Annotated in this window: 20 protein-coding genes; 9 read left to right on the plus strand and 11 right to left on the minus strand. The window is 59.5% G+C overall.

The window, feature by feature from the left end; all coding sequences use genetic code 11:
- The first annotated feature begins 555 nt into the window (after window positions 1–555).
- The 3 genes from LQ215_RS02385 (at window position 556) to LQ215_RS02395 (ending at window position 4,210) form a co-directional block, all read left to right on the plus strand.
- The gene (locus LQ215_RS02385; RefSeq protein ID WP_230147250.1) at window positions 556–1,446 is read left to right on the plus strand and encodes an HpcH/HpaI aldolase/citrate lyase family protein; all 891 of its coding nucleotides are present in this window, start codon (window positions 556–558) and stop codon (window positions 1,444–1,446) included.
- A 26-nt stretch (window positions 1,447–1,472) separates the two neighbouring features.
- Window positions 1,473–1,877 (plus strand): ParB N-terminal domain-containing protein, encoded by a 405-nt coding sequence (locus tag LQ215_RS02390; RefSeq protein WP_230147251.1) that lies wholly within the window; start codon window positions 1,473–1,475, stop codon window positions 1,875–1,877.
- A 110-nt stretch (window positions 1,878–1,987) separates the two neighbouring features.
- The gene (locus LQ215_RS02395; protein WP_230147252.1) at window positions 1,988–4,210 is read left to right on the plus strand and encodes a TonB-dependent receptor; all 2,223 of its coding nucleotides are present in this window, start codon (window positions 1,988–1,990) and stop codon (window positions 4,208–4,210) included.
- 54 nt (window positions 4,211–4,264) lie between these two features.
- Here LQ215_RS02395 and LQ215_RS02400 read toward each other — a convergent pair whose 3' ends face one another.
- From LQ215_RS02400 to LQ215_RS02425, 6 genes are all read right to left on the minus strand, one after another.
- A complete protein-coding gene (locus tag LQ215_RS02400; RefSeq protein WP_230147253.1) occupies window positions 4,265–5,188 on the minus strand; it encodes a fumarylacetoacetate hydrolase in 924 nt (307 codons plus the stop codon).
- Complete coding sequence (locus tag LQ215_RS02405) at window positions 5,188–6,453, minus strand: MFS transporter (RefSeq protein WP_230147254.1); 1,266 nt, start codon at window positions 6,451–6,453, stop codon at window positions 5,188–5,190. The genes LQ215_RS02400 and LQ215_RS02405 overlap by 1 nt, the downstream gene beginning before the upstream one ends.
- Before the next feature lie 132 nt (window positions 6,454–6,585).
- The gene (locus LQ215_RS02410) at window positions 6,586–7,635 is read right to left on the minus strand and encodes a type III polyketide synthase (protein WP_230147255.1); all 1,050 of its coding nucleotides are present in this window, start codon (window positions 7,633–7,635) and stop codon (window positions 6,586–6,588) included.
- 158 nt (window positions 7,636–7,793) lie between these two features.
- Window positions 7,794–8,234 carry a Zn-ribbon domain-containing OB-fold protein gene (locus LQ215_RS02415; RefSeq protein WP_013693033.1) on the minus strand — a complete coding sequence of 147 codons (441 nt, stop codon included), beginning with the start codon at window positions 8,232–8,234 and terminating at the stop codon, window positions 7,794–7,796.
- A 10-nt stretch (window positions 8,235–8,244) separates the two neighbouring features.
- Window positions 8,245–9,441 (minus strand): thiolase family protein, encoded by a 1,197-nt coding sequence (locus LQ215_RS02420; RefSeq protein WP_230147256.1) that lies wholly within the window; start codon window positions 9,439–9,441, stop codon window positions 8,245–8,247.
- A 31-nt stretch (window positions 9,442–9,472) separates the two neighbouring features.
- Window positions 9,473–10,555 (minus strand): hydroxymethylglutaryl-CoA synthase, encoded by a 1,083-nt coding sequence (locus LQ215_RS02425; protein ID WP_214509279.1) that lies wholly within the window; start codon window positions 10,553–10,555, stop codon window positions 9,473–9,475.
- A gap of 418 nt (window positions 10,556–10,973) precedes the next feature.
- Between LQ215_RS02425 and LQ215_RS02430 the strand changes: the two genes are divergently transcribed.
- Window positions 10,974–11,600: a TetR/AcrR family transcriptional regulator gene (locus LQ215_RS02430; RefSeq protein WP_230147257.1), complete on the plus strand. Its 627-nt coding sequence runs from the start codon at window positions 10,974–10,976 to the stop codon at window positions 11,598–11,600.
- A gap of 20 nt (window positions 11,601–11,620) precedes the next feature.
- On the opposite strand, the gene phlG is transcribed toward LQ215_RS02430, so the two are convergent.
- Complete coding sequence (gene phlG, locus LQ215_RS02435) at window positions 11,621–12,502, minus strand: 2,4-diacetylphloroglucinol hydrolase (protein ID WP_230147258.1); 882 nt, start codon at window positions 12,500–12,502, stop codon at window positions 11,621–11,623.
- A 148-nt stretch (window positions 12,503–12,650) separates the two neighbouring features.
- Here phlG and LQ215_RS02440 point away from each other — a divergent pair, with 148 nt between their 5' ends.
- Entirely contained in the window at window positions 12,651–13,328 is a 678-nt protein-coding gene (locus LQ215_RS02440; RefSeq protein WP_230147259.1) for a TetR/AcrR family transcriptional regulator, read from the plus strand.
- Window positions 13,329–13,352: 24 nt separating this feature from the next.
- On the opposite strand, the gene LQ215_RS02445 is transcribed toward LQ215_RS02440, so the two are convergent.
- The 4 genes from LQ215_RS02445 to LQ215_RS02460 form a co-directional block, all read right to left on the minus strand.
- A complete protein-coding gene (locus LQ215_RS02445; protein ID WP_230147260.1) occupies window positions 13,353–13,826 on the minus strand; it encodes a DoxX family protein in 474 nt (157 codons plus the stop codon).
- Window positions 13,827–13,924: 98 nt separating this feature from the next.
- Window positions 13,925–14,143, minus strand: a complete 219-nt coding sequence (locus tag LQ215_RS02450) for a tautomerase family protein (RefSeq protein ID WP_230147261.1) — start codon at window positions 14,141–14,143, stop codon at window positions 13,925–13,927.
- Between the two features lie 139 nt (window positions 14,144–14,282).
- Window positions 14,283–16,067, minus strand: a complete 1,785-nt coding sequence (locus LQ215_RS02455; protein ID WP_230147262.1) for an IlvD/Edd family dehydratase — start codon at window positions 16,065–16,067, stop codon at window positions 14,283–14,285.
- A gap of 49 nt (window positions 16,068–16,116) precedes the next feature.
- Window positions 16,117–17,298, minus strand: a complete 1,182-nt coding sequence (locus tag LQ215_RS02460) for a fumarylacetoacetate hydrolase family protein (RefSeq protein WP_230147263.1) — start codon at window positions 17,296–17,298, stop codon at window positions 16,117–16,119.
- 114 nt (window positions 17,299–17,412) lie between these two features.
- Between LQ215_RS02460 and LQ215_RS02465 the strand changes: the two genes are divergently transcribed.
- The 4 genes from LQ215_RS02465 to LQ215_RS02480 all read left to right on the plus strand — a co-directional run bounded on the left by LQ215_RS02465 (window position 17,413) and on the right by LQ215_RS02480 (window position 21,558).
- Window positions 17,413–18,363 carry a LysR family transcriptional regulator gene (locus LQ215_RS02465; protein WP_230147264.1) on the plus strand — a complete coding sequence of 317 codons (951 nt, stop codon included), beginning with the start codon at window positions 17,413–17,415 and terminating at the stop codon, window positions 18,361–18,363.
- Between the two features lie 196 nt (window positions 18,364–18,559).
- Window positions 18,560–19,942, plus strand: a complete 1,383-nt coding sequence (locus LQ215_RS02470; protein ID WP_230147265.1) for an MFS transporter — start codon at window positions 18,560–18,562, stop codon at window positions 19,940–19,942.
- Window positions 19,939–20,679 (plus strand): SDR family oxidoreductase, encoded by a 741-nt coding sequence (locus tag LQ215_RS02475; protein WP_230147266.1) that lies wholly within the window; start codon window positions 19,939–19,941, stop codon window positions 20,677–20,679. Before LQ215_RS02470 ends, LQ215_RS02475 begins: the two co-directional genes overlap by 4 nt.
- Before the next feature lie 30 nt (window positions 20,680–20,709).
- Window positions 20,710–21,558 carry an ureidoglycolate lyase gene (locus LQ215_RS02480; RefSeq protein WP_230147267.1) on the plus strand — a complete coding sequence of 283 codons (849 nt, stop codon included), beginning with the start codon at window positions 20,710–20,712 and terminating at the stop codon, window positions 21,556–21,558.
- Window positions 21,559–21,661: the final 103 nt, after the last annotated feature.

Raw genomic sequence — 21,661 nt, forward strand, 5'->3', positions numbered from 1 at the left:
ATCGCGGTTGTCGAGGTGAATTTTCCGTCTTCAGGCGTAACGAATTTCAGTGTTTGGCGGTGTAAGCCAAGCGAAGCCTGAAGAGATATTCATCAGGCCGGACGTAATAAGTACTTCACGAAACAAGGCATGAGAAACCCATTCCCTAAGGTTTGTCCGGAGAGCGGAGCAACAGCCATCGACGGATGGAGCGTCCGTATTGAACAGTCAATGACCGGCATTCAAATGACATCACTGCTATGCACTTCCTGTGATGACGAAAACTTCCCTTGTTGATTGGCTTGCTTCAGCTCGATGGCTAGAACCATATTGCTAACGCGAATGATTATCAAGTAAGGTTTTCAAAAAATTAAATGACTACTCGCTGAACGAGCGCGCATTAGCGCTTGTTCGCCGATGCTTGCGAGCGTTCTCGCGCAGAAAAAAAACCCTTAATGCCTTGATGAAAAAGGAATTAAGGGGCGCTGACCCAGATCGCAGCCGAGACCGGGATTTCCCTGCCTGAGGTACATGAATTTTTTCGCCAATCACCACTGATGCACCCAGGAGAGCTCCATGACAACTGAACGTCCCCCTACCATCGCCACGCTTCCCATCAGCTACCTGTTCGTTCCCGGCAATCGACCCGAGCGGTTTGCCAAGGCGGCCGACGCAGCGCCGGACGCGATCATTCTCGACCTCGAGGATGCCGTTCATCCCGACTGCAAAGCTGCAGCCCGCGCGGCCATTTGGGCCTGGCAGGAAAGCGTGCCGAGGGTCGCTTGTCAGCGTTACATCCGCCTGAACAGCGTCGACAGCACCTTCCTGCGCCAGGATCTGACGTGGCTGGGAGACATGCGTTATCCCGAGCGTTGCGCGGGGATTTTCTTGCCCAAGGCGCAGTACGACGAGGCCTTGTGCCAAGTGGTCGAGCGGCTGTTGGCGTGGCAGCCCACGTTGCAGATCGTTGCCATCATCGAGACGGCCAAGGGCTTGCAGCAGGTCGAGGCGATTGCCGGCATTGCCGGGCTGTCGCGCCTGGCGTTCGGTTCGCTGGATTTTTCCCTCGACATCAACTGCAGCCAGGTGCCAGAGGCATTTCTGTTCGCCCGCAATCGGATCGTGCTGGCGTCGCGCACGGCCGGTTTGCCTGCGCCGATCGATGGTGTGACACCGGCCATCAACGACCTGGCGATGGTCAATCATGATGCGCATTACGCAAGGTCCCTGGGCTTTGGCGCCAAGCTGTGTATCCATCCCGCGCAATTGAATACGGTCCAGCGGGCCTTCCTGCCCAATGCGGGTCAACTGGCCTGGGCCGACCGCGTGATGCGTGCCGTGGCCAGCGGCTCCCATGCGGTGCAGGTGGACGGTGAGATGGTGGATCTGCCGCTCATCGAACACGCCCAGCGCTTGCTGGACGTCGCCAGCCTCTACGCGGTGCCCGCCAAGGCGGACGCATGCTGAACCCGTTGCCGACCAGGAGATTCACCATGGAACACCAGAGTTATCAGATTGCGCTCCGACCGCTGTGCCAAGTGCTGCAATCGGAGCACGTCGATCCGGCCAATGTGCAATGGCTGCGAGAGTCGATCATCCGCGCCGGGCATTGGCTGGAACCGATCATCGTCGAGCGTTCGCGAGGCATCGTGATGGACGGCAATCATCGTTTCAACGCGGCGTTGCAATTGGGCTTGAAGCGGGTCCCGTGCATCCAGCTCGACTACGCGGATCCGCGGGTGTGTGTGCGCCATTGGCAGACCGGCAAAGCCTTCGAAGTGGCGCGGATTTTCAGCACCATCGCCCGGGGTGAGTTGTTCCCCTACAAGACCACGCGGCACGCGTTCGACCCGGCCCTGCCTGTCGTCGCGATACCGCTGGAACGCCTGTATGCCTGAGGGATCCGGCACAGCCTGAAAAAAACTCCCCGGGAGGTGATACTTTTCCGCAGGTCGGCTGGCAATAGGAGTGATTACCATTTTCTCTCATTGGAAAGGATCCTTAAGCCATGTCTGTTGCACGTCGACCTTGTGGTGAGTCTGCGTTATCCCTCGCGATTCGTAGCGCCACGTTGAGTTTCATCCTGGTCGCAGGAAGCGCCACCGCCTGGGCGGCAACCCCCGAACAAGCGCCTGCCGCCGATAAAACCTCGGACGTCTCGAAGGGCAACGGGCAAGGCTTGACCCTTGACGCCACCACCATCAGCGGCACCCAAAGCGACCCAGGCGCACTGCCGCCCGTGCTGGCCGGCGGACAGGTGGCGCGCGGTGCACGGTTGGGGATGATGGGCAACAAGGACGTGATGGACACGCCGTTCAGCGTGACCAGCTACACCGAAAAGACCCTGGCCGACCTGCAAACCGTGACCGTGGCCGACGCCCTGCAACGCGACCCTTCGGTGCGCTCCACCGGCCAGGTGGGCGGCATCGTCGATTCGTTTTTCATCCGTGGTTTTCCGATCGGCGAGGGCAACCTCGGCGAGCTGGCCTACGACGGCGTGTACGGCGTGGCCCCCAACTACCGGGTGTTCACCGACTACGCCGAACGGGTCGAAGTGCTCAAGGGGCCGGGTGCGCTGATGTACGGGATCTCTCCGAACAGCGGGGTGGGCGGGGTGATCAATATCGTCCCCAAGCGTCCGTTGGACGAAGACCTGACCCGCTTTACCGGCAGCTACGCGTCCGATTCCCAAGTGGGCGGGCACCTGGATGTCAGCCGTCGATTCGGCTCGGAGAACCAGTTCGGCGTGCGCTTCAACGGCAGCCTCCAGGGTGGCGACACGGCCGTCGATGACCAGGAGCGCGAACTCAATATCGGCGCTATCGCCCTTGATTACTGGGGCGAGCGCTTGCGCTTGAACGTCGACTTCATCAGCCAGAAAGAAAGCTTCGACGGCGCCTCGCGGCCCTTCACCGTCGCGCCTGGCGTTGAAATCCCATCGGCCCCCAACGGTCGTACGAATGCGTCACAGAAATGGGGTTGGTCGGACACTAAGGAGCAGTCGGCCTTGCTAGGTGGCGAATATGACCTGACGGACGCGGTCACCGTGTTCGCCCACGCCGGTGGCGGTCGGTCGGACGTCAAGCGGATGTCCGACCAGGTGCCAAGAATCCTCAACGACGCCGGCGACATCAGCAACACACCTGGGTATTACAAGTTCAACGTAGACCGCTCGACAGCCGACGTGGGCGTTCGCGGGATATTCGACACCGGTCCTGTCAGCCACACGACCACGCTGATGGCGACCACATATCAGGATGAACTGTCCCGAGGGATCAACAATGGGCCAGAGGTCCGCTCGAACATCTATCACCCGGTGGATGTGCCCAAGCCGGCCATCAATGCGCCCAAGGTGCTGCGGATTTCCGAGTCGCAGCTGTCCGGCTTCGCCTTGACTGACACCTTGTCGGTACTGGATGACCGTCTGCAACTGACCTTGGGGCTGCGTCGGCAAAATATCGAGTCGCGCAACTACAACGCCGCCGGCTCGGTCAGTTCCCGTTATGACGACAGCGCCACGACGCCGATGGTCGGGGTGGTGGTCAAGCCCTGGGAGGATGTGTCGCTCTACTACAACTATGTCGAGGGGCTGAGCAAAGGTGACGTCGCGCCAGGCAACGCGAGCAATGCCGGCGAAACGTTTGCACCTTATGAATCCAAGCAACACGAGATTGGGGTCAAGTACGAGCACGGCACCTTCATGACCACCCTGGCGCTGTTCCAGATCGAGAAGCCCAGTGGCGAAATCGGCGCGGGCAATGTGTTCTCGGTGCAGGCCGAACAGCGTAACCGTGGCGTGGAGTTGAGCATGTTCGGCGAAGTGGCCCCTGGTACTCGCTTGATGGGTGGCGTGACCCTGCTCGACGGCGAGCTTACGGATTCCGCCACGGCGGCCAACCGTGGCAATAAACCGGTGGGCGTGCCAGACGTACAAGCCAACCTGTGGGCTGAATGGGACACCCCATGGGTGGAAGGCTTTACCCTCACCAGCGGTGCGATCTACACCAGTAGCCAATACGTGAACCAGGCCAACACCCAGCAGTTGGATGCGTGGACCCGCTTCGATGCCGGTGCTCGCTACGCCACCACGATCGAAGGTCGGCCTACGACTTTGCGCGCCACGGTTCAAAACGTCTTTGACCGCGAATACTGGTCGGGTGTCGCCTCGTATGGGGCTTTCTCTGCGGGCTCTCCGCGCACATTGCAGCTGTCGGCCACGGTCGATTTCTAAGCAACGGGCAAGGGTGGCTAGAACCAAGGGCCACCCGCCGTCGATAGCGGTCGATCAGTACTTTTTCGGCACGGGCAAGGGCCGGTCGATACAGTCATGGTCAGGTGCGCGTCGCGCAGGCAAGGGAGCCAGGGAAACCAATTCCTCTTCGACGATTTGATTGCTCATGGCCAATTCCAGCTCGGGGCAGTCAATGCTGAGCCAGTCACCGTGCTGGAGCGGCACATTCGCAGTGCGATGGCTCAAGCTGTAAAACACGTAATGGACCAGCCCAGGCTCGAGAAACTGCTCATGTTTCTCCAGGAACTCTTGCGAATATCGGCGCAAACTTTGCCAGCGATGCAAACTCATCCGGTGGTGACTTGCCGTCAAGGGTTGGCCGTCGCGTTCTATCTGGACATTGATGGCCAAGTCAGCCTGCAATTCCCCCACGATCAATGCCGGGGCAATCGCACAGGTACGCAAGTGCGCATGCGTTGCAGAAATGGCGTCACGACTGTGCAATACATGATCGTGAATATCGTTGCCCAGGGTAAAACCAATGAAGCGCAGTGCGCCAAACGGGTCGACCCAATAGAGGCAGACAATGCACGGCTCGCTACTGATGCTTTGGGAATGATAGGGCACCTGCAAAGGGTCGCCGTCGGTCTTGAGCAACCGGCCGTTACCTTTGTAATACCAGGCTTGTTCGGTCTTGGCGGTACAGAGGGTGATTTCGCTGATCTGGACCAATAAGTTGTTATCGGGTTTGAGCGGCGGCCGGTATTTCACTGCAGCTGGCGTAAGCGGGTAGGGCGTGGACGGCAGGTCTTTGAGATAGGACTCCCAATCCATACTTCGATCCGCGCAATGGGCCAGGGCTTCATAAAGATTTCCCTGGGGGGGACGCACCTCCCGGCTTTGCCCGGACTTGAAATCAAATACGCCAAGGCCTCCTCGCGGCACTGGAGAGTCCAGCAACATTACATAATGGGTCATCACTTATCCTCCAGGGTCAAGCGTGCGGACAATGGGGCGTAGTCCTTGAGACGGTTGAAAGCCGGGTTTGCCTCTTTAAGCCATAAGGACAGCAAGCCTCCCGTGATACTTCCGGCCAGTGCCAGGAACAGAATCGCGGTAAGCCCCCACGTCATGGCGATGTAGCCAGCGACGACAGGCGCGACGCCGCCTCCAAGAATCTCTCCGCAGCCCACCACCAGGCCCGTCGCGGTGGCCAATAGACTGGGCGGTACCGATTCGCTGGTCAGTGGGCCGACCGTCATGCAGATCAGGCTGAAGTTGATGAAGGACAAGAAAAATAATTGAAGGAACAGTAGCCAGGGCAGCGGTGGGCTGATGATCAATAAACCCACCAACAGGGCGCTGATCATGAAACAGATGGAAACCACGGGCTTGCGACCCAGTTGGTCGGACAAAGCGGGAATGACCAACTGGCCAAAAAAACCACCCAGGCCAATGGCGGAAATGATCATGGCCATGGAGAAATTGCTCAGGTGCAGAATATCGGTCAGGTAGCTGGGGAGCAGGGCACACAGAACGAACTGGCACGTCAGTATGCAAAGCATCAAGGCAATATTGAGCCGCACATTCCCGCTGGACAGGGCCGTCCTCCACTGGCTTTTAGAGGTGCGTGCAATCGACACCGCGCCGGGCGCCTGGGTCGGTTGGTAGGTTCTATAGAGGTACCAGGCCACTAACAGGCCGGGTAACGAAATGATGGCGAACACGGCGCGCCAGGATCCGGACATTTCCAGCAAGACGCCCGCCAGCAGCGGTCCGAGGCACAGGCCGATGATGGGGAACAAGGCCTGTTGGATGCCTAGATTGAGTCCGCGCCGGCAAGGCTGCGAGACTTCATCGGTGACAATGATGCTGACTGGCGTGAAGGCCCCTTCGCAGACGCCCATCAAGGCACGCAAGAGCACCAGGCCCACCAGGCTGGTGATCAATGCCGACGCACCGGCCAGGAGCGATAGCAGGGTGATCGACAGCACCAGCAACTTCTTGGGGCCCAGTACCCTGACGGCGGCGCCCATGAACAGGGCAGAGCCTCCCCATGCAAAGGCCAGGATGGCCGACAACATGCTCAGGTCCTGATAGTCCAGCGCCAAGTCATGCATGATCACCGGGAACAGCGGCATGATAATGAATCTGTCCAGTCCTACCAGCCCGAAGCTCAGCGACAAAAGCGTGATCATGCGTCTTTCATAGCCGCCCCAAGGTCGAGCGAGCAGATACTTCATCTCCATGTTCCTTCCCCTTCTTTCCCTAGCGCTTTCGAAGCCCTCTCGAACGAGGTGAACGCCTGCGATCCGTACTCCAGCAGCCAGGGGCAGGTGTGCCCCTGGCTGGGTGCCGGTGTTTCATCGGGTCTGTCAGGCGACCCATTTGCCCACGGCCATTTCGGCGGTGAAACCGGGGCCGAAGGCCGCCAGCATGCCTGTCGCGCCATCGACAGGCCCGCTGTCAAACTGGCGCTTGAGCACGTCGAAGACCACCACGCTGGCGATGTTCCCGGCTTCGCTCAAACTGTCGCGAGACTGCGCGACCCGGCCGGGTTCCAAGTCCAGTTGCAGGACCAGTTCATCCAGAATTTTCCGTCCGCCGGTATGGAAGATGAAAAAGTCATTTTGAGCGCAATGTTGGTTGAAGGTCTCGTAGTTCAATTCCTCCATCATCGGTGCGACATCTTTAATGGAGTTCATGACGGCCTTGTCCAGGGTAAAGTGAAAGCCACTGTCTTTAACGTCGTATTTAATGTAGTGCTCGCTGTCAGGCAGGAAGTAAGACCCGGTCTTGGCGATCTTGAAACCAGGTGCCTGGTCATCGGCACGCATGACGCAAGCCGATACGGCATCGCCGAATAACGCCGCTGATATGAACGCGTGCAACTTGGTGTCCTGGGGTTGATAGCAGAGCGATGAGAACTCCAGGGAGACGATGAGCACATGGTTGTCCGGCGCCCGGCTGGCGAAGTCATTGGCGCGATTGATCGCCGCGGCGCCTGCCACGCAACCCAGTTGGGCGATGGGCAGTTGTACGGTCGACGTTCGCAGGCCCAGGTCATTGATCAAGTGGGCCGTCAGCGATGGCATCATGAAACCGGTGCACGATGTCACCGCGACCATGCGAATGTCGTCGACGGTCAGCCCGGCATTCTCGATGGCTTGGCGCGCCGCGATGGATGACATGCGGCGGGCTTCGCGCTCATAGACGATACTGCGGTGGGTGAAGCCGGTGTGCACCGCCAGTTCATCGATAGGCAGGACCAAGTGCCGTTCGTTCACCTGGGTGTTTTGAATCATTCGTTTGGCAAGTGCCATTCGTGGATGATCATCATGCAACTGCTCTAGATGCTCGATCATTTGTTGCTGGGTGATCTTGTATTGCGGGAACAACAGACTGGGTTTGCAAAGAGTAGACATGACAAGTCCTCGGCTAATAGCCAATAAAGTTAGAAACACGTTTAAGGCAATGACAGCAAAGCGGGACTCTGAAAAACAGAATCAAAGCAACGGGCTGGGAGGCCAAAAAACTTGACTGTTGTTATCGATAGCGCGGAGTGTGGCGGACGTCTTGTTGGTTATTTCACCAATACAAACTTATAAGCATATTGCCAGGCCAAGTTGCTTTCCCGGACATGTTTGCGAATAACCATGCGCACAGGCGCACCGCTGACGACTTGCCGGGGATCGGTGACATCAACGATTTCCGAGGCAATCACCAGGCCATCATCCAGGCGCACCATCGCCATGAAGCGGGGCACGGTTTCGCCGTAGCCCATGGCCGCCAGTATCGGGTTCTCGGCATGGGCGCTGACCTGGATCGTGCCGGTGCGTGCGCAGCGATACGGTTCCACATTCAACGAATTGCATGCGCCGCAGACGGTGCGCCGAGGGAAGAAAATTTCTTCGCAATCCTGGCAACGGCTGCCTTCGAGGCGGTATTTGCCGCCATGTTCGCGCCATTCGCGCAACATGCTGGCGGTGGTCATGCGGTGAATCTGTTCAGGGTAAAGGGACATGGTCGGCTCCTTAATCGTTGGAAAGCACAATGACACTGTTGTGCGCGGCATAGCCGCCCAGGTTTTGCGAGACGCCAATACGGGCGCCCTTGACTTGGTTGTTGGACTCGCCGCGAAGCTGTCGGAACAATTCAGTAATGTGCAAAATCCCATCGCAACCGGAGGCGTGGCCGCGTCCGATGTTGCCGCCGTCAGTGTTCAGGGGAAGTTGCCCATCAAGGGCGATGCCGCCTTCCAATACAAAGTCGCCTGCCTGGCCTGGACCACATGCGCCCATGGACTCCATTTGAATCAACCCGGCGCCCAGCAAGTCATAGACTTGCGCCACGTCGATATCCTTTGCGGTGATACCGGCTTTTTTGTAGGCGATTTCGGCGCAGGCCATCGAATTGGCGGAAACCGCCATGCCTACATCTTTTGGCAGACCCGGAAATTGCAACGTCGGGTTGTGATAGCGCGTGCCGAAATAGTGCGATACGCCGGTGTAGGCACAGCCACGGATGAATACCGGTTGGGTCGTGTAACGGTGCGCAAGGTGTTCGGCAACCAGGATGGCGCAACCGCTGGCTTCACCCCAGGCCAGCATCGAGCCACAGGCTTCGCTGCTCTTGAGGGTTTCGAGGGACGGAATCGGCACGCCATAACGGGTAGCCGTGGGGGTGTTATGGGCATAGATACGCATCTGCCGCCCAAAAGTCGCCAATACATCCGCTTCGCGTCCTGCATAACCAAACTTTTCAAAATACTCGGCGGTCGCCAGGGCGAAGGCGTCTGTGTGTGAGATGCCGAGAAAATAATCGTATTCACATTCAGTACTGGAGCCAATGTACTCGGCATAGTTGATGTGGTCGGTCATTTTTTCAAAGCCGCCGCACAGGACGATGTCGTACTCACCTGAGGCGACCATCTGGTGAGCCATCTGGAACGACACCGAACTGCTGGTGCAGTTGGCCGTACTCATGAACGTGGGGGCAGGGCTGATACCCAAGGCATCGGAGATGGTCGGGCCCAGGCCTCCGTATTCGGAAATGCCTTCACCGTGGTAGCCATAGGCAACTGCCTGGAGTTCGCGGGGGTGCATCTTGATGGCGTTGAGCGCTTGGTAGGCGGACTCGACGATCATCTCCTTGAAGGTCTGACGAACTCTGGAACTGCCGGGCTTAGGGGTATAGGCAGCCGAAACGATAGCAACGCGTCGTGCGCTCATAAAAGGATGCTCCTTGCTGGATGGATTGGAATCAGAGATAGGCCGTCAGGGCATAGTCGGGCCGCAAGTATTTGAACTCGTACTTGATCGACGTCCCGTAATCCACGTAGTACTTATCCTCCAGCAGCGTGCGCAGCGGAACGTTGGTCTTTTGATAGGCTTCGATGGCATCGGTGACGGTCAAGGCAATGGCGTCGCTGCCCGCGCCAAACCCATAGGAAACCACCAGGATTCTTTCACCAGGACGCGCTTGATCGAGGACATTGACCAAGCCCAGCAAAGGGCTCGCTGCCCCAGCATCACCGACACTCTGGGCATAGATGCCAGGTTCGATTTGCGCCGTCGTGAAGCCCAGGTGCTTGCCGAGAGAGTAGGGGGTCGACACCAGGTTCTGTTGGAAGACGACATAATCGAAATCACCGGCCTGCGCATGGATCTTGGCCATCAATCCCGAGGCAGCACGGCGAGTCTGGTCTTCAAGGCCGATGCTGTTCTTGTCCGAGCCCAGTCCCATTCCCGACCGGATATAGCGGTCCCCCTGAGGCCTGATGTTGTCAGCGACATCCGCTGCGCAAGAAAAACTTGCGTCAAAATGCGCGATCACATTTTCTGTACCCAACAGCAGGGCAGCGGCGCCCGCTCCGGCGTAGGATTCTGTCAAATCGCCGGGGGCGGTGTTGCGGTTGATCGTATCGGCGCCCACCGCCAACGCGTTGCCCACCATGCCCGATGCGATCAAGGCGTATGCAATCTGCAGGGCGCTGGTGCCTGATTTGCCGGCAAACTGCACGTCTGCGCAAAAGGCGTCATAGCCGCAGCCAAGCATTTCCAGGATGATCGCGGCTGAGGCCCGAGAATCATAAGGGTTGGTGCAGGTGCCAAGATAAAGCGCTTCAAGGGAACAAGGCGGCGCTTTGTCCAGTGCGCGTTGGGCAGCGAGGACGCCCAGGGTAATGACGTCTTCATCAGGTTGCAGCACAGCCCTTTCGAGAACGCCCAATTGACCTTTTACCAAACTCAAATCGGTGTTTTTCCACACCTGAATCACGTCGTCCACCTTGAGCCGGCAGACCGGGATGCCCGCGCCATAGCTCACAATTCCTACTTTATTCATGAGTACTTCCTCCAGATTCCGTTCTTTCACCTGCTGGCAGAAAGCCGTGACAGGCGCATGAAATATTTAGAAACTATCTATTGGTGCCCGCAAAGTGATACTGACGGTCCTATGCCCCGTAAATAGGCGGGTTCAAGCGGCAGAACCTGCCGGTCAACCCGTGAACTATAGGTTTATTTCCGCCCAAGCATTATGTATGATACGAAACGTACCGTATCGTTAAGGTCGTGTTAAAAATCTATGACTTTTCTTCTCCCATTTCCCTACCTAGAGGTAAGAAGCGCCAAAGAGACCCCCTGCTAAGCAGAAGCTGAGATCAAATAAGCATACAAAACGAAACGATCCGTTTCATTGCTTTTCGAGAGAATCCTATACCCTGAGTCTCTTTTGTCAAGCGCCATATTGGAGATTTTGATTTATGGCCCGTAAACCATCTCGGAGCTCCATTGGCTCATTGAGGAGCCCTCACACGCACAAAGCGATCATCATTTCTGCCATAGAAACACTCAAGGAGTGCGGTTACTCGGGGTTGAGCATCGAGGCTGTGGCCCGCCGCGCTGGCGCGAGCAAACCGACAATCTACCGGTGGTGGGGTAACAAGGCAGCCTTGATCGCCGAGGTCTACGAGAGTGAAAGCGAGCAGATTCGCAAAGAGCCGGACAGAGGTTCCTTCAAGGAGAACCTCAATTTCTTGCTGCTCAATCTCTGGAAGGTCTGGCGAGAAACGATTTGCGGGGAAGCTTTTCGGTGTGTCATTGCTGAGGCCCAGCTTGACCCCAGCACGCTGCCCAAGCTGAAAGACGAATTCATGGAGCGCCGTAGGGAGTTGCCTCGCAAGCTGGTGGAAAAAGCTATTCAGCAGGGCGAGTTGCCCAAGGATACGTCGCGTGAATTGCTCTTGGACATGATCTTCGGGTTTTGCTGGTACCGGCTGTTGACCGAGCAGTTGGAGGTGGAAGCGGATATCAATGAGTTCACGACACTGCTGATGAACGGGGTATTGCGTCCGACTTCGGCGGCGGTTCAAGACGCCGCCGAAGCCTGATTATCGGGGAGGGGTTGCGCTTATTTCGTGCCGCTGAATCGTGCATGAAGGCTCGGCAGGATGCTGGCCAAGTGGTTGAACTCACACAAGTCATGCACCGCAAATTCATAAGCCAGGGTTTCCAGCTCCACTTCTCCCAGGCCGTTTTCTTCCAGTAGCTGAGCGGCTCGCTCGGCGCCTGGAAAACGCAGCATGGCAGGGTGGCTGCCGACCCAGTAACGGCTCGTCAGGTACAGACCCTCCGGGCATTCCTTGAACAAGTGCGCCATCAGCGACACCGGTACTTGCGGTTCGTGGGCCAGGCTCATCAAGGCGCTGACGCTGCCGTCTATTTTGGATTCGCGGTACAGGTCCGGGCAGAAGCCCAGCTCGCAGGGATCCTTGAAATCAATGTGCAGGTGCATGAGACGGTCGCCGACATACTCAGAGGCGCAGAAGGTATTGCCATACAGGCGCTCCTCGAAGCTCAAGGTATCGTCGAGAAGGCGCTCGTGATGAACGCAGGGGTTTGCCACATGGGCATAAGGAAACCACAAGGTGTAGCGTTCAGCCTCCAGTGGGTGCCACATGAACCACCACTTGAGCATCTCAGCTGTGCAGTTGGGAAAAAACTTGCGACTTTGCACATAGGCCATCGGCCCTGGCAGCAGGGCGTATCCGGCCTCTTCGCTAATGAAATCAGCGGCGAGCATGCGGTTAAGGTCTTCAACGCTGGGCGTCAAGGTGTCAGCCAAGGGCATGGGGCCTTGCTGTATTTTTTCGACGGCACTGAGCGGCACGCTGATCTTGGAGCGGAAAAAGTCGGCGTAGGGTTTGCCTTGGATGGCCCGCTGATTGGCCAGGAACTGCTTCTGCATTGGCAATGAGAAGTAGGTGAAAGGTGTCATTACGCGCGCTTCCATGACGGTATTTCCTTGGTAATGCGTGAAAAGCCCGCAGCATCGGCTGCGAAGTCCTCGCGCGGTGTTGTAAAGGGACAATGACGGGACCAAAATAGGTAGGCCAAAATAAAAAGTCAAATTTGAATTAGAACTATAAAGAGATGAGCTCATGGACAATGCCATCGGCAAGCCTTCCCTGCCTCGTGCTTCGCGGCTCGATGGACAGGCAACGCGGCTGCAGATTCTGGAAAAAGCGGGTGAGTTGTTTGCCGAACAGGGGTTGGCCAACACCACCAGCAAGCAGATTTGCGAACGTTCGCAAGCCAACAGTGCGGCGGTGAATTATCACTTCGTAAACAAAGAGGGCCTGTACCGCGCGGTATTGCTCGAAGCCCACGCTCGGTTGGTGCGGATGGAAACACTGGTTTCGCTTAACGAGCGGCCCGGCTCGCCGCAAGACAAATTACGTGCCCTCATCACCGTGTTGGTCGAGCGCCTGCACGACCATCCTGACGGCTGGGCGCTGAAAGTGCTCACGCGCGAAGTGCTTTCGCCTTCCCCCGAGTTTGAGGTGGTGCTCAAGGAGCAGTCGTTTCCCAAGGCGCATATTCTGCGTGGCTTGCTTGGGCAAATCATGAACTTGCCTGCGGATCACCCGACGACCTTGCGCAGCGCCATCAGCGTCTTTGCCCCCTGTCTTTTTTTGCTGATAGCCCATCAACCCTTAAAGCAGCATGTACTGCAAGGCTTGAGTCTCGAGCCGCAGGGTTTGATCGACCACATGATGAGTTATGCCCTTGGTGGGCTCCAGGCCGTGGCGGCGACCGCGCACAGCGCTGCGAGTTGACGCGCAGTCCATGGGTGTCGGGGTCTACCGTTGGCGTGAGTCCAGCGAGTAGGCACCGCCGCCGCGCGCGACGATGTAGAGGGCCAGGAAACCCATCAGCACAGGAAACTCGATGCCCCGATCTATCCAGGGCCATGTCGGTCCCAGCGCATAGCTGATTGCAACCATCTCAATGGCGATCAGCAGGGCGACGAGTCGCGTGCCGAGCCCTATCGCCAGCATGAATGCACCGACTGTCTCCAGGAGCATGACGAGGAAGGCAAGCTGTGCGGCGAAAGGCAGTCCCATCACGTTCTGGATGAGGTTGATCGACGCGGTCATTGGGTCCGCCATCGAGCCGTGGGCGGTGCGCAGAGCCTTCGGCAAGCCATGGGTAAACAGGACCACGGCGAAGATAATCCGCAGCAACGCGTACAGGTGAGGTTCGACGCTGGCGACGCGTGCAGTCACCGTCGTCGTCGACGGCGAGCGCGGCGGGGATACGTCTGGAGGTGTCATTGGGAATTCCTGGCAGGCTGCTTGAAGGGCTGATGCGTGATGTCGATAACGACCCCGGCGTGAAGCGGGGGTCGTGCATCGTGGATGATCCGCAGGCGTTATTGTCCTTTCGCTGGCAATCCCATCTTCGCCAGCGTCAGCGTTTCATCAGCGCGCCCCCAACCACCGTCGGCGACCTCTTCCACAAGGACCATGGTGAACGGTCGCACCTGCTCGCCGAAGTACTCGACGAACATCTCTGTGGTGCGATGGATGATTTCTTCTTTGCGGGCGTGGTCCAGGATTCCTTCGGGGAATTTGTAGTTGGCGAATGGCATGGATCTACTCCGTGGGTGTGAGAAAGATGCGGTCGGGACAGCGACCCCTGGCGCGCATCTTTCCCCTTTGGGGGCAAGGAATAAATCCCTCTGGATTGTCATCAGCATTCAACGCGCGTGAACAATCGGCAGCCTGGACTCAGTGCGAATGACGCGGCTCGCCACTGCGGGCAATCACGCGCAGATGCAACGTCGCCGGCTCCAGGCAACCCCCGGTGGAAAGCTGTCCCACCAATTGCCGGTACAGCTCCTGCCAGGGCGTTTGCGAAGGCGGAATATTCGGCGTCCATTCGCGGCGGCGCTGGGCCATCTCGGCGTCGTCGATCAGCAGGTTCACGGTGCGGGTGTTCAGGTCCACTTTCAGCCGGTCGTTGGTTTTCAGCAACGCCAGGCCGCCGCCCACGGCCGCTTCCGGGGACATGTTGAGGATCGATGGGCTCGCCGAGGTGCCGCTCTGGCGTCCGTCGCCGAGGCAGGGCAGGGAGTCGATGCCTTGCTTGATCAACGCCGCCGGAGGGGCCATGTTCACCACTTCGGCGCTGCCGGGGTAGCCCACCGTGCCGACACCGCGAATGACCAGAATGCAGCGCTCGTCGATGTCCAGCGCCGGATCGTCGATGCGGGCGTGGTAGTCCTCCGGTCCTTCGAACACGATGGCCCGCGCTTCAAAGCTGTTCTCGGCGCCGGGTTCGGACAGGTAGGTCTTGCGAAACGCCTCGCCCACCACCGACATCTTCATGATCGCGCTGTCGAAGAAGTTGCCGCTGAGCACGATGAAGCCGGCCCGGTGCTTGAGCGGGGTGTCGAAGGGGTGGATCACGTCGGTGTTGCTGGTCAGGCTGTTGCTGACGATTTCGCCGATGGTCTTGCCGCTGACCGTGGCGCAGTCTGCATGCAGGCGCCCGGCTTTTTGCAGTTCATGCATGACCGCTGGCACGCCGCCGGCCCGATGGAAACCTTCGCCCAAGTACTTGCCGGCCGGCATGCAGTTGACCAGCAGCGGCACGTCTTCGCCAATCCGTTGCCAGTCGTCCAGGCTCAGCTCGACGCCCATGTGCCGGGCGATGGCGATCAGGTGCGGCGGGCAGTTGCTCGAAGCGCCGAGTGCTGAGGCGACGGCGATGGCGTTCTCGAAGGCCTGGCGGGTCATGATCTGCGACGGGCGTACGTCTTGCAGCACCAGCTCGCAGATGCGCTTGCCGGTGGCATAAGCCATTTGCCCGCGCTCGCGATAGGGCGCCGGGATGCTCGCGCAACCGGGCAGTGACATGCCCAGGGCTTCGGCCAGGGCGTTCATCGACAAGGCGGTGCCCATGGTGTTGCAGTGACCCACCGATGGCGATGCCGCGGTGGTCATTTCCATGAAGCCTTCGTAGTCGATCTCGCCGGCGGCCATCAGGTTGCGCGCATGCCAGAGCACGGTGCCGGAGCCGATCAGTTCGCCCTTGTGGTGGCCGTCGAGCATCGGCCCGCCGGACAGGACAATGGCCGGCAGGTCGGTGGTCGCCGCGGCCATCAGGCAGGCCGGGGTGGTCTTGTCGCAGCCGGTGGTGAGCACCACGCCATCCAATGGGTAACCATGAAGAATCTCCACCAGCCCCAGGTACGCCAGGTTGCGGTCCAGCGCGGCGGTAGGGCGGCGCGACTGTTCGGCGATCGGGTGTACGGGGAATTCCATGGGGATGCCACCGGCATCACGGATGCCGGCCTTGACCCGTTGTGCCAGTTCCAGGTGATGACGGTTGCAGGGCGTCAGGTCGCTGCCGGTCTGGGCGATGCCGATGATCGGGCGTCCCGATTGCAGTTCTTCGCGGGTCATCCCGTAGTTCATGTAGCGTTCGACATACAGGGCGGTCATGTCCGCGTGGGCAGGGTCATTGAACCATTGCTCGCTGCGCAGGCGGCGTTTTGGCGTGTCACTCATGATTCAGTTCTCTCTTGTAATTGGATGAATCGGTCACGGTCGTGGCGTTCTAGCGGTCCAGCAGGCCTCGGGCGGCAAGGTTACGCAGCAAGGCGCTGACACCAAAGGTCCAGGGGGCGGCATCGCAGCTGTGGGTCACCTGGTTATGCAAGCTGCCGAGCAACGGGCTGCTGATGCTGACCACATCACCGCGTTTGTGGGTGAAACCGCTGCCGGCATGGTCACGGTCTTCGGTGGGGGCGAACAGGGTACCGAGAAACAGCACAAAACCATCCGGGTATTGGTGATTGGCGTTGAGCGTCTGGCCGGCCAGGTCCTGCGGGTCGCGGCTGATCTGGTTCATGGAGCTGGAGCCGTGCAGGCGATAGCCGTCCTCGCCGTGTACCTGGAGATCGACCACGCAGGCGCGTACATCATCCAGGCTGAAGTGTTCGTCAAACAGGCGAATGAACGGCCCGATGGAGCAGGAGGCGTTGTTGTCCTTGGCCTTGCTCAGCAACAGCGCGCTGCGGCCTTCGAAATCCCGCAGGTTGACGTCGTTGCCCAGGCTGGCGCCGAGGATCTGGCCCCGGCTGTTCACGGCCAGCACCACTTCGGGCTCCGGGTTGTTCCATTGCGAGCCGGGATGAATGCCGATGCGGCTGCCGCTGCCCACGGCGGCCAGGACCGGTGCCTTGGTGAAGATTTCCGCATCCGGGCCGATGCCGACCTCCAGGTACTGCGACCACATGCCCTGTTCGATGAGCAGGGCCTTCAGGCGCATGGCTTGCTCGGAGCCCGGCACGATCGTGCGCAAGTTGTCGCCGATCACGCTGTGGACGGTGGCGCGTACGGCTTCGGCCCTCGCCGCGTCACCGCCAGCCTGTTCCTCGATCACACGCTCGATCATGCTGGCGGCGAAGGTCACGCCGGCGGCCTTGATCACTTGCAAGTCCAGTGGCGGCAACAGCGACGGTTGGCTCGGGTCGGCATCAGGTCCGGAATTGGCCAACAGGGCTTCGACACTGGCGATGAAGGTGCCGGGCGTCTGGCGCACGGCGGCCAGCGGCGATTCGGTTTCCAGTAAATCGCTCAATGTCGCAAAACGGTCCGAGAGATCGAACACACCGTCGCTGCGCAACGCAATGGGCGAAGGCCCGGCGATCCGGCCTGGCACCCAGGCACGGCCAATCAGGGTTCCGGCCACGCCATCGACGGGCAGGGTGTTCTCGGGAGTAAGCAGTAGCGACATGGCAAGTCTTCCTGGTTCGTAAAGCCTTCACGCTAGGGTGGCCGCTCGATAAACTCCAATGAGATATATTCAGTATTTGATAACGTCGGGTTATCGCCGGCCTGAGGAATCGCCATGTCAGATCTGTCCTTCTCCAGCTTCTGTGGCTGGCTCAAATTCCGCCATTTGCTGCTGATCGATACGTTGGGGCGCACCCGCAACATGCACCTGGCGGCGCAACAGATGAACCTCAGCCAGCCGGCCATCAGCAAGATGCTCAAGGAAATCGAAAGCCTGCTCGGCTTTGCCTTGTTCGAACGGCTGCCACGGAGCATGCCGCCCACGGCCTTGGGCGAACACGTACTGCGGTACGCGCAGATTGCCTTGAATGATGCGCGCTCGTTCGTCGAGCAAATCAGCAGCTTGCGCGAGGGAGGCCACGGCTTTCTCAAGGTCGGCGGGATCTTTGCCGCCACTGCGGTGGCCTTGCCCGAGGCGATCCTGCAGATCAAGCAGCGCTGGCCGTTGCTGTCGATTGAAGTGGTGGAGCAGACCAGTAACCACCTGATGGAAATGCTTGAAGAGAAGACGCTCGACCTGGCGGTGGCCCGTTTTACCGATCAAAGCCAGCAGCAGCGCTATGACTTCCAGCCGTTGGCCCCGGAACCGTTCTGCATCGTGGTCAACCATCGCCATCCATTGGCCGGCGCGGGCCCGGTCTCCTTGCAGCAGCTGGTGGACTTGCCATGGATTCTCTACCCGGTGGGCACGCCGATTCGTGCACGCATGGAGCTGGCCTTCGCCGAGGCCGGGGTGGGAATGCCGCGCAACACCATCGACACCATTTCCATGCAAACCTTCCTCCAGGTGCTGCAGCGCGGGCCCATGATCGGCATGCTGCCCAATGCGATGGTCGATCCGCTGCTCGAAAGCGGCCAGCTCAAGACCCTCGACACCCCGTTGCACCTGGTGCCGCAGGACTACGGCATTCTCACGCGAAAGGATGAGCCATTGGTGGGCGCGGCGCTGGAGTTCGCCGAGATCCTCAAGGACAACGCCCGCCTGGCCGCCATGCAGCCTGCTTAAGGGCAGCATGAATCTGTGGAAGCAAGGCTTGCCACAGGTTCAATGGGCCTGAGGATCATTTCGATAACGCACCGTTATCAACTAATCCAAAAATGCCATTGGGAAAGAATCGCTTCCCGACAGTAGAGTCCTCGTTCAATCGCCGGATGATTCGCTCATTCGACGTGACCCAATAAAAACAATCAGGGGTTACCACATGCAAACCATCTCCGAGCCGTTGCCCGCCCAGGCGCAAGCTGGCGAACTGGATTTCGAAGACCGGACCTACCGCAAGGTGATCTGGCGGATCCTGCCCGTGTTGCTGTTGTGCTACATGGCGGCGTACCTTGATCGAGTGAACATCGGGTTCGCCAAGCTCGACATGCTCAACGAGCTGCAATTCAGCAATACCGTGTATGCCTTGGGCGCCAGTATGTTTTTCTGGGGCTATTTTCTCTTCGAAGTCCCCAGCAACCTGTTGCTGCATCGCTTTGGCGCGCGGTTCTGGATTGCCCGGATCATGCTGACCTGGGCGGTGGTGTCCATGGCCGTGGCCTACACCGTGCCGCTGGCGGCTTTCTTCCACCTCGAATCGAGCACGATGTTCTATGTGCTGCGTTTCCTGTTGGGTATCTGTGAAGCGGGCTTTTTCCCCGGCGTGATCCTCTACCTCAACTACTGGTTCCCGACCCATCGGCAGAGCCGGGTGATGTCCGGGTTCCTGCTGGCGTTGCCCGTCAGCCTGACCCTGGGCGGCATCCTCTCCGGCTGGCTGATGAACAGCATGCAAGGGGTGCATGGCCTGTCTGGCTGGCAATGGATGCTGCTCATCGAAGGCATTCCTTCGATCATCATGGCGTTCGTGGTGATCGTCTGCCTGGCCGACAACATCGACAAAGCCAAATGGCTGTCTGTCGCGGAAAAAGCCCTGCTCAAGGCCAACCTGCATACCGACAACCAGGGCAAGGCCACGCGCTTGAGTGAAGTGTTCTTCAATCCCCGGGTGTGGTTGCTGGTGTTGATCCTGCTGACCTTCAACACCGGTTTCTACGGCCTGGCGTTCTGGATGCCGTCGATCATCAAGAGCACCGGCATCACCAACAGCTTGCACATCGGTCTGCTGACTGCCATTCCTTACTCGGTGGCGGTGGTGGCGATGCTGCTCAACGCCCGGCACTCCAACCGCACCGGTGAGCGGCGCCTGCACGCGGCGATTCCGGCGTTCATTGGCGGCGCCGGCTTGATCCTCAGTGCTTTCTTCGCTGACAACCTGGTGTTGTCCGTGCTCTTTCTCAGCGTCTCCGCTTCGGGGATCCTCAGCCTGATGCCGATTTTCTGGACCCTGCCGGGCACCGTGCTGTCGGGCGTTGCCGCCGCAGCCGGGATTGGCATGATCAACGCCATCGGCAACCTGTCGGGCTTCACCGGTTCGATGATTACCGCCGTGGCCGAAACCCTCACGGGCAACATCAACAATGGCACCTATGTACTCGCCTTGTGTCTTTTGGTCAGCGGCGGCCTGATCCTGGCCATCCCTGCCTCGATGCTCGGCAGGACAGCCAAGACAGCGCCTACCACCGCGCAACTGGAGACAGCATGAGCTTGCAGAACAAGCGCGTGCTGGTGACGGCAGCGGGGCAGGGCATTGGCTTGGCCAGCGCCATTGCCTTCGCCCGGGCCGGTGCCGAGGTGTTTGCCACTGACATCGATATCCAGGCACTGGCGGGGATCGAAGGCATCACCGCCATGCCCTTGGACGTCACGTCGCCTGCGGCCATCAGCGCCGCCTGCGAACGCATCGGTGGGCTCGACGTGCTGTTCAACTGCGCAGGCTTCGTGCACAGCGGCAACATCCTCGACTGCGACGAAGCCGCCTGGGCACGTTCGATGGACCTCAATGTCACGGCCATGTACCGGATGATCCGTGCGTTCCTGCCGGGCATGCTGGCCCGTGGCGGCGGTTCGATCATCAACATGTCGTCGGTGGCCTCCAGCGTCAAGGGCGTGCCCAATCGCTTCGCCTATGCCACCAGCAAGGCTGCGGTGGTGGGGCTGACCAAATCCGTCGCCATCGACTTCGTCAGCCGGGGCGTCCGCTGCAACGCGATCTGCCCGGGCACCGTGGATTCACCCTCGTTGCGCCAGCGCATCGCCGACCAGGCCGCGCAGCAGGGCGTCGACGAGGCACTGGTCTACCGGCAGTTTCTCGACCGCCAGCCCATGGGCCGCATCGGCCACACTGAAGAGATCGCGCAGTTGGCGTTGTACTTGGGCAGCGATGCGTCCGCCTACACCACGGGTGCCATCCACATCATCGACGGTGGCATGAGCCTCTGAACCCGGTCTTCACTTGAGCAGGAGCACGACATGAAACTATTGCGCTACGGCGAAAAAGGTTCGGAAAAACCCGGGCTGTTGGATGCCGACAACCAGATCCGCGACCTCTCGGGCCATGTGCCGGACATCGCCGGGCAGGTCCTCGACCCGGACAGCCTGGCAGCGCTCGCCGCCCTCGACCCGCGCAGCCTGCCGATCGTGGCCGGCCAGCCACGGATCGGTGCTTGCGTCGGACAGGTTGGCAAATTCATCTGCATCGGCCTGAACTACGCCGACCATGCGGCCGAGTCGAACATGGAGGTGCCAAAAGAACCGATCATCTTCAACAAATGGACCAGTGCCATTTGCGGGCCGAACGACGACATCCAGATCCCGCGCGGCTCGCTCAAGACCGACTGGGAAGTCGAGCTGGGCGTGGTCATCGGCAAAGGCGGGCGCTACATCGACGAAGCCAACGCCATGGAGCACGTCGCCGGCTACTGCGTCATCAACGATGTGTCTGAGCGCGAGTGGCAACTGGAGCGTGGCGGCACCTGGGACAAGGGCAAGGGCTTCGACACTTTCGGCCCCCTAGGGCCGTGGCTGGTGACCCGGGACGAAATCGCCGACCCGCATACGCTGGACCTGTGGCTGGAAGTCGACGGACATCGCTATCAGAATGGCAATACCCGAACGCTGATCTTCAGCGTGCCGCAACTGATTGCCTACCTGAGCCGCTGCATGAGCCTGCAACCGGGGGATGTGATCTCCACCGGCACGCCGCCCGGCGTCGGCCTGGGCATCAAGCCCAACCCGGTGTTCCTGCGGCCAGGCCAGACCATGCGCCTGGGGATCCAGGGCTTGGGCGAACAGCGCCAGGTCACGGTGCAGGCGGACTGACGGCTAGACCGGACCACTGCTATCGCGAGCAAGCTCGCTCCCACATTGGATCTTCGGCAGGCACACAATTCATGTGCCCCGCAGGCCCCCGTGGGAGCGAGCT

The sequence above is a fragment of the Pseudomonas brassicacearum genome, assembly GCF_918698105.1.
Classification (GTDB): Bacteria; Pseudomonadota; Gammaproteobacteria; order Pseudomonadales; family Pseudomonadaceae; genus Aquipseudomonas; species Aquipseudomonas brassicacearum_F.

Coding starts and splice junctions, on each gene's coding strand:
- LQ215_RS02385 (WP_230147250.1), top strand. CDS start 556: ATGACAACTGAACGTCCCCCTACCATCGCCACGCTTCCCATCAGCTAC.
- LQ215_RS02390 (WP_230147251.1), top strand. CDS start 1,473: ATGGAACACCAGAGTTATCAGATTGCGCTCCGACCGCTGTGCCAAGTG.
- LQ215_RS02395 (WP_230147252.1), top strand. CDS start 1,988: ATGTCTGTTGCACGTCGACCTTGTGGTGAGTCTGCGTTATCCCTCGCG.
- LQ215_RS02400 (WP_230147253.1), bottom strand. CDS start 5,188: ATGACCCATTATGTAATGTTGCTGGACTCTCCAGTGCCGCGAGGAGGC.
- LQ215_RS02405 (WP_230147254.1), bottom strand. CDS start 6,453: ATGAAGTATCTGCTCGCTCGACCTTGGGGCGGCTATGAAAGACGCATG.
- LQ215_RS02410 (WP_230147255.1), bottom strand. CDS start 7,635: ATGTCTACTCTTTGCAAACCCAGTCTGTTGTTCCCGCAATACAAGATC.
- LQ215_RS02415 (WP_013693033.1), bottom strand. CDS start 8,234: ATGTCCCTTTACCCTGAACAGATTCACCGCATGACCACCGCCAGCATG.
- LQ215_RS02420 (WP_230147256.1), bottom strand. CDS start 9,441: ATGAGCGCACGACGCGTTGCTATCGTTTCGGCTGCCTATACCCCTAAG.
- LQ215_RS02425 (WP_214509279.1), bottom strand. CDS start 10,555: ATGAATAAAGTAGGAATTGTGAGCTATGGCGCGGGCATCCCGGTCTGC.
- LQ215_RS02430 (WP_230147257.1), top strand. CDS start 10,974: ATGGCCCGTAAACCATCTCGGAGCTCCATTGGCTCATTGAGGAGCCCT.
- phlG (WP_230147258.1), bottom strand. CDS start 12,502: ATGGAAGCGCGCGTAATGACACCTTTCACCTACTTCTCATTGCCAATG.
- LQ215_RS02440 (WP_230147259.1), top strand. CDS start 12,651: ATGGACAATGCCATCGGCAAGCCTTCCCTGCCTCGTGCTTCGCGGCTC.
- LQ215_RS02445 (WP_230147260.1), bottom strand. CDS start 13,826: ATGACACCTCCAGACGTATCCCCGCCGCGCTCGCCGTCGACGACGACG.
- LQ215_RS02450 (WP_230147261.1), bottom strand. CDS start 14,143: ATGCCATTCGCCAACTACAAATTCCCCGAAGGAATCCTGGACCACGCC.
- LQ215_RS02455 (WP_230147262.1), bottom strand. CDS start 16,067: ATGAGTGACACGCCAAAACGCCGCCTGCGCAGCGAGCAATGGTTCAAT.
- LQ215_RS02460 (WP_230147263.1), bottom strand. CDS start 17,298: ATGTCGCTACTGCTTACTCCCGAGAACACCCTGCCCGTCGATGGCGTG.
- LQ215_RS02465 (WP_230147264.1), top strand. CDS start 17,413: ATGTCAGATCTGTCCTTCTCCAGCTTCTGTGGCTGGCTCAAATTCCGC.
- LQ215_RS02470 (WP_230147265.1), top strand. CDS start 18,560: ATGCAAACCATCTCCGAGCCGTTGCCCGCCCAGGCGCAAGCTGGCGAA.
- LQ215_RS02475 (WP_230147266.1), top strand. CDS start 19,939: ATGAGCTTGCAGAACAAGCGCGTGCTGGTGACGGCAGCGGGGCAGGGC.
- LQ215_RS02480 (WP_230147267.1), top strand. CDS start 20,710: ATGAAACTATTGCGCTACGGCGAAAAAGGTTCGGAAAAACCCGGGCTG.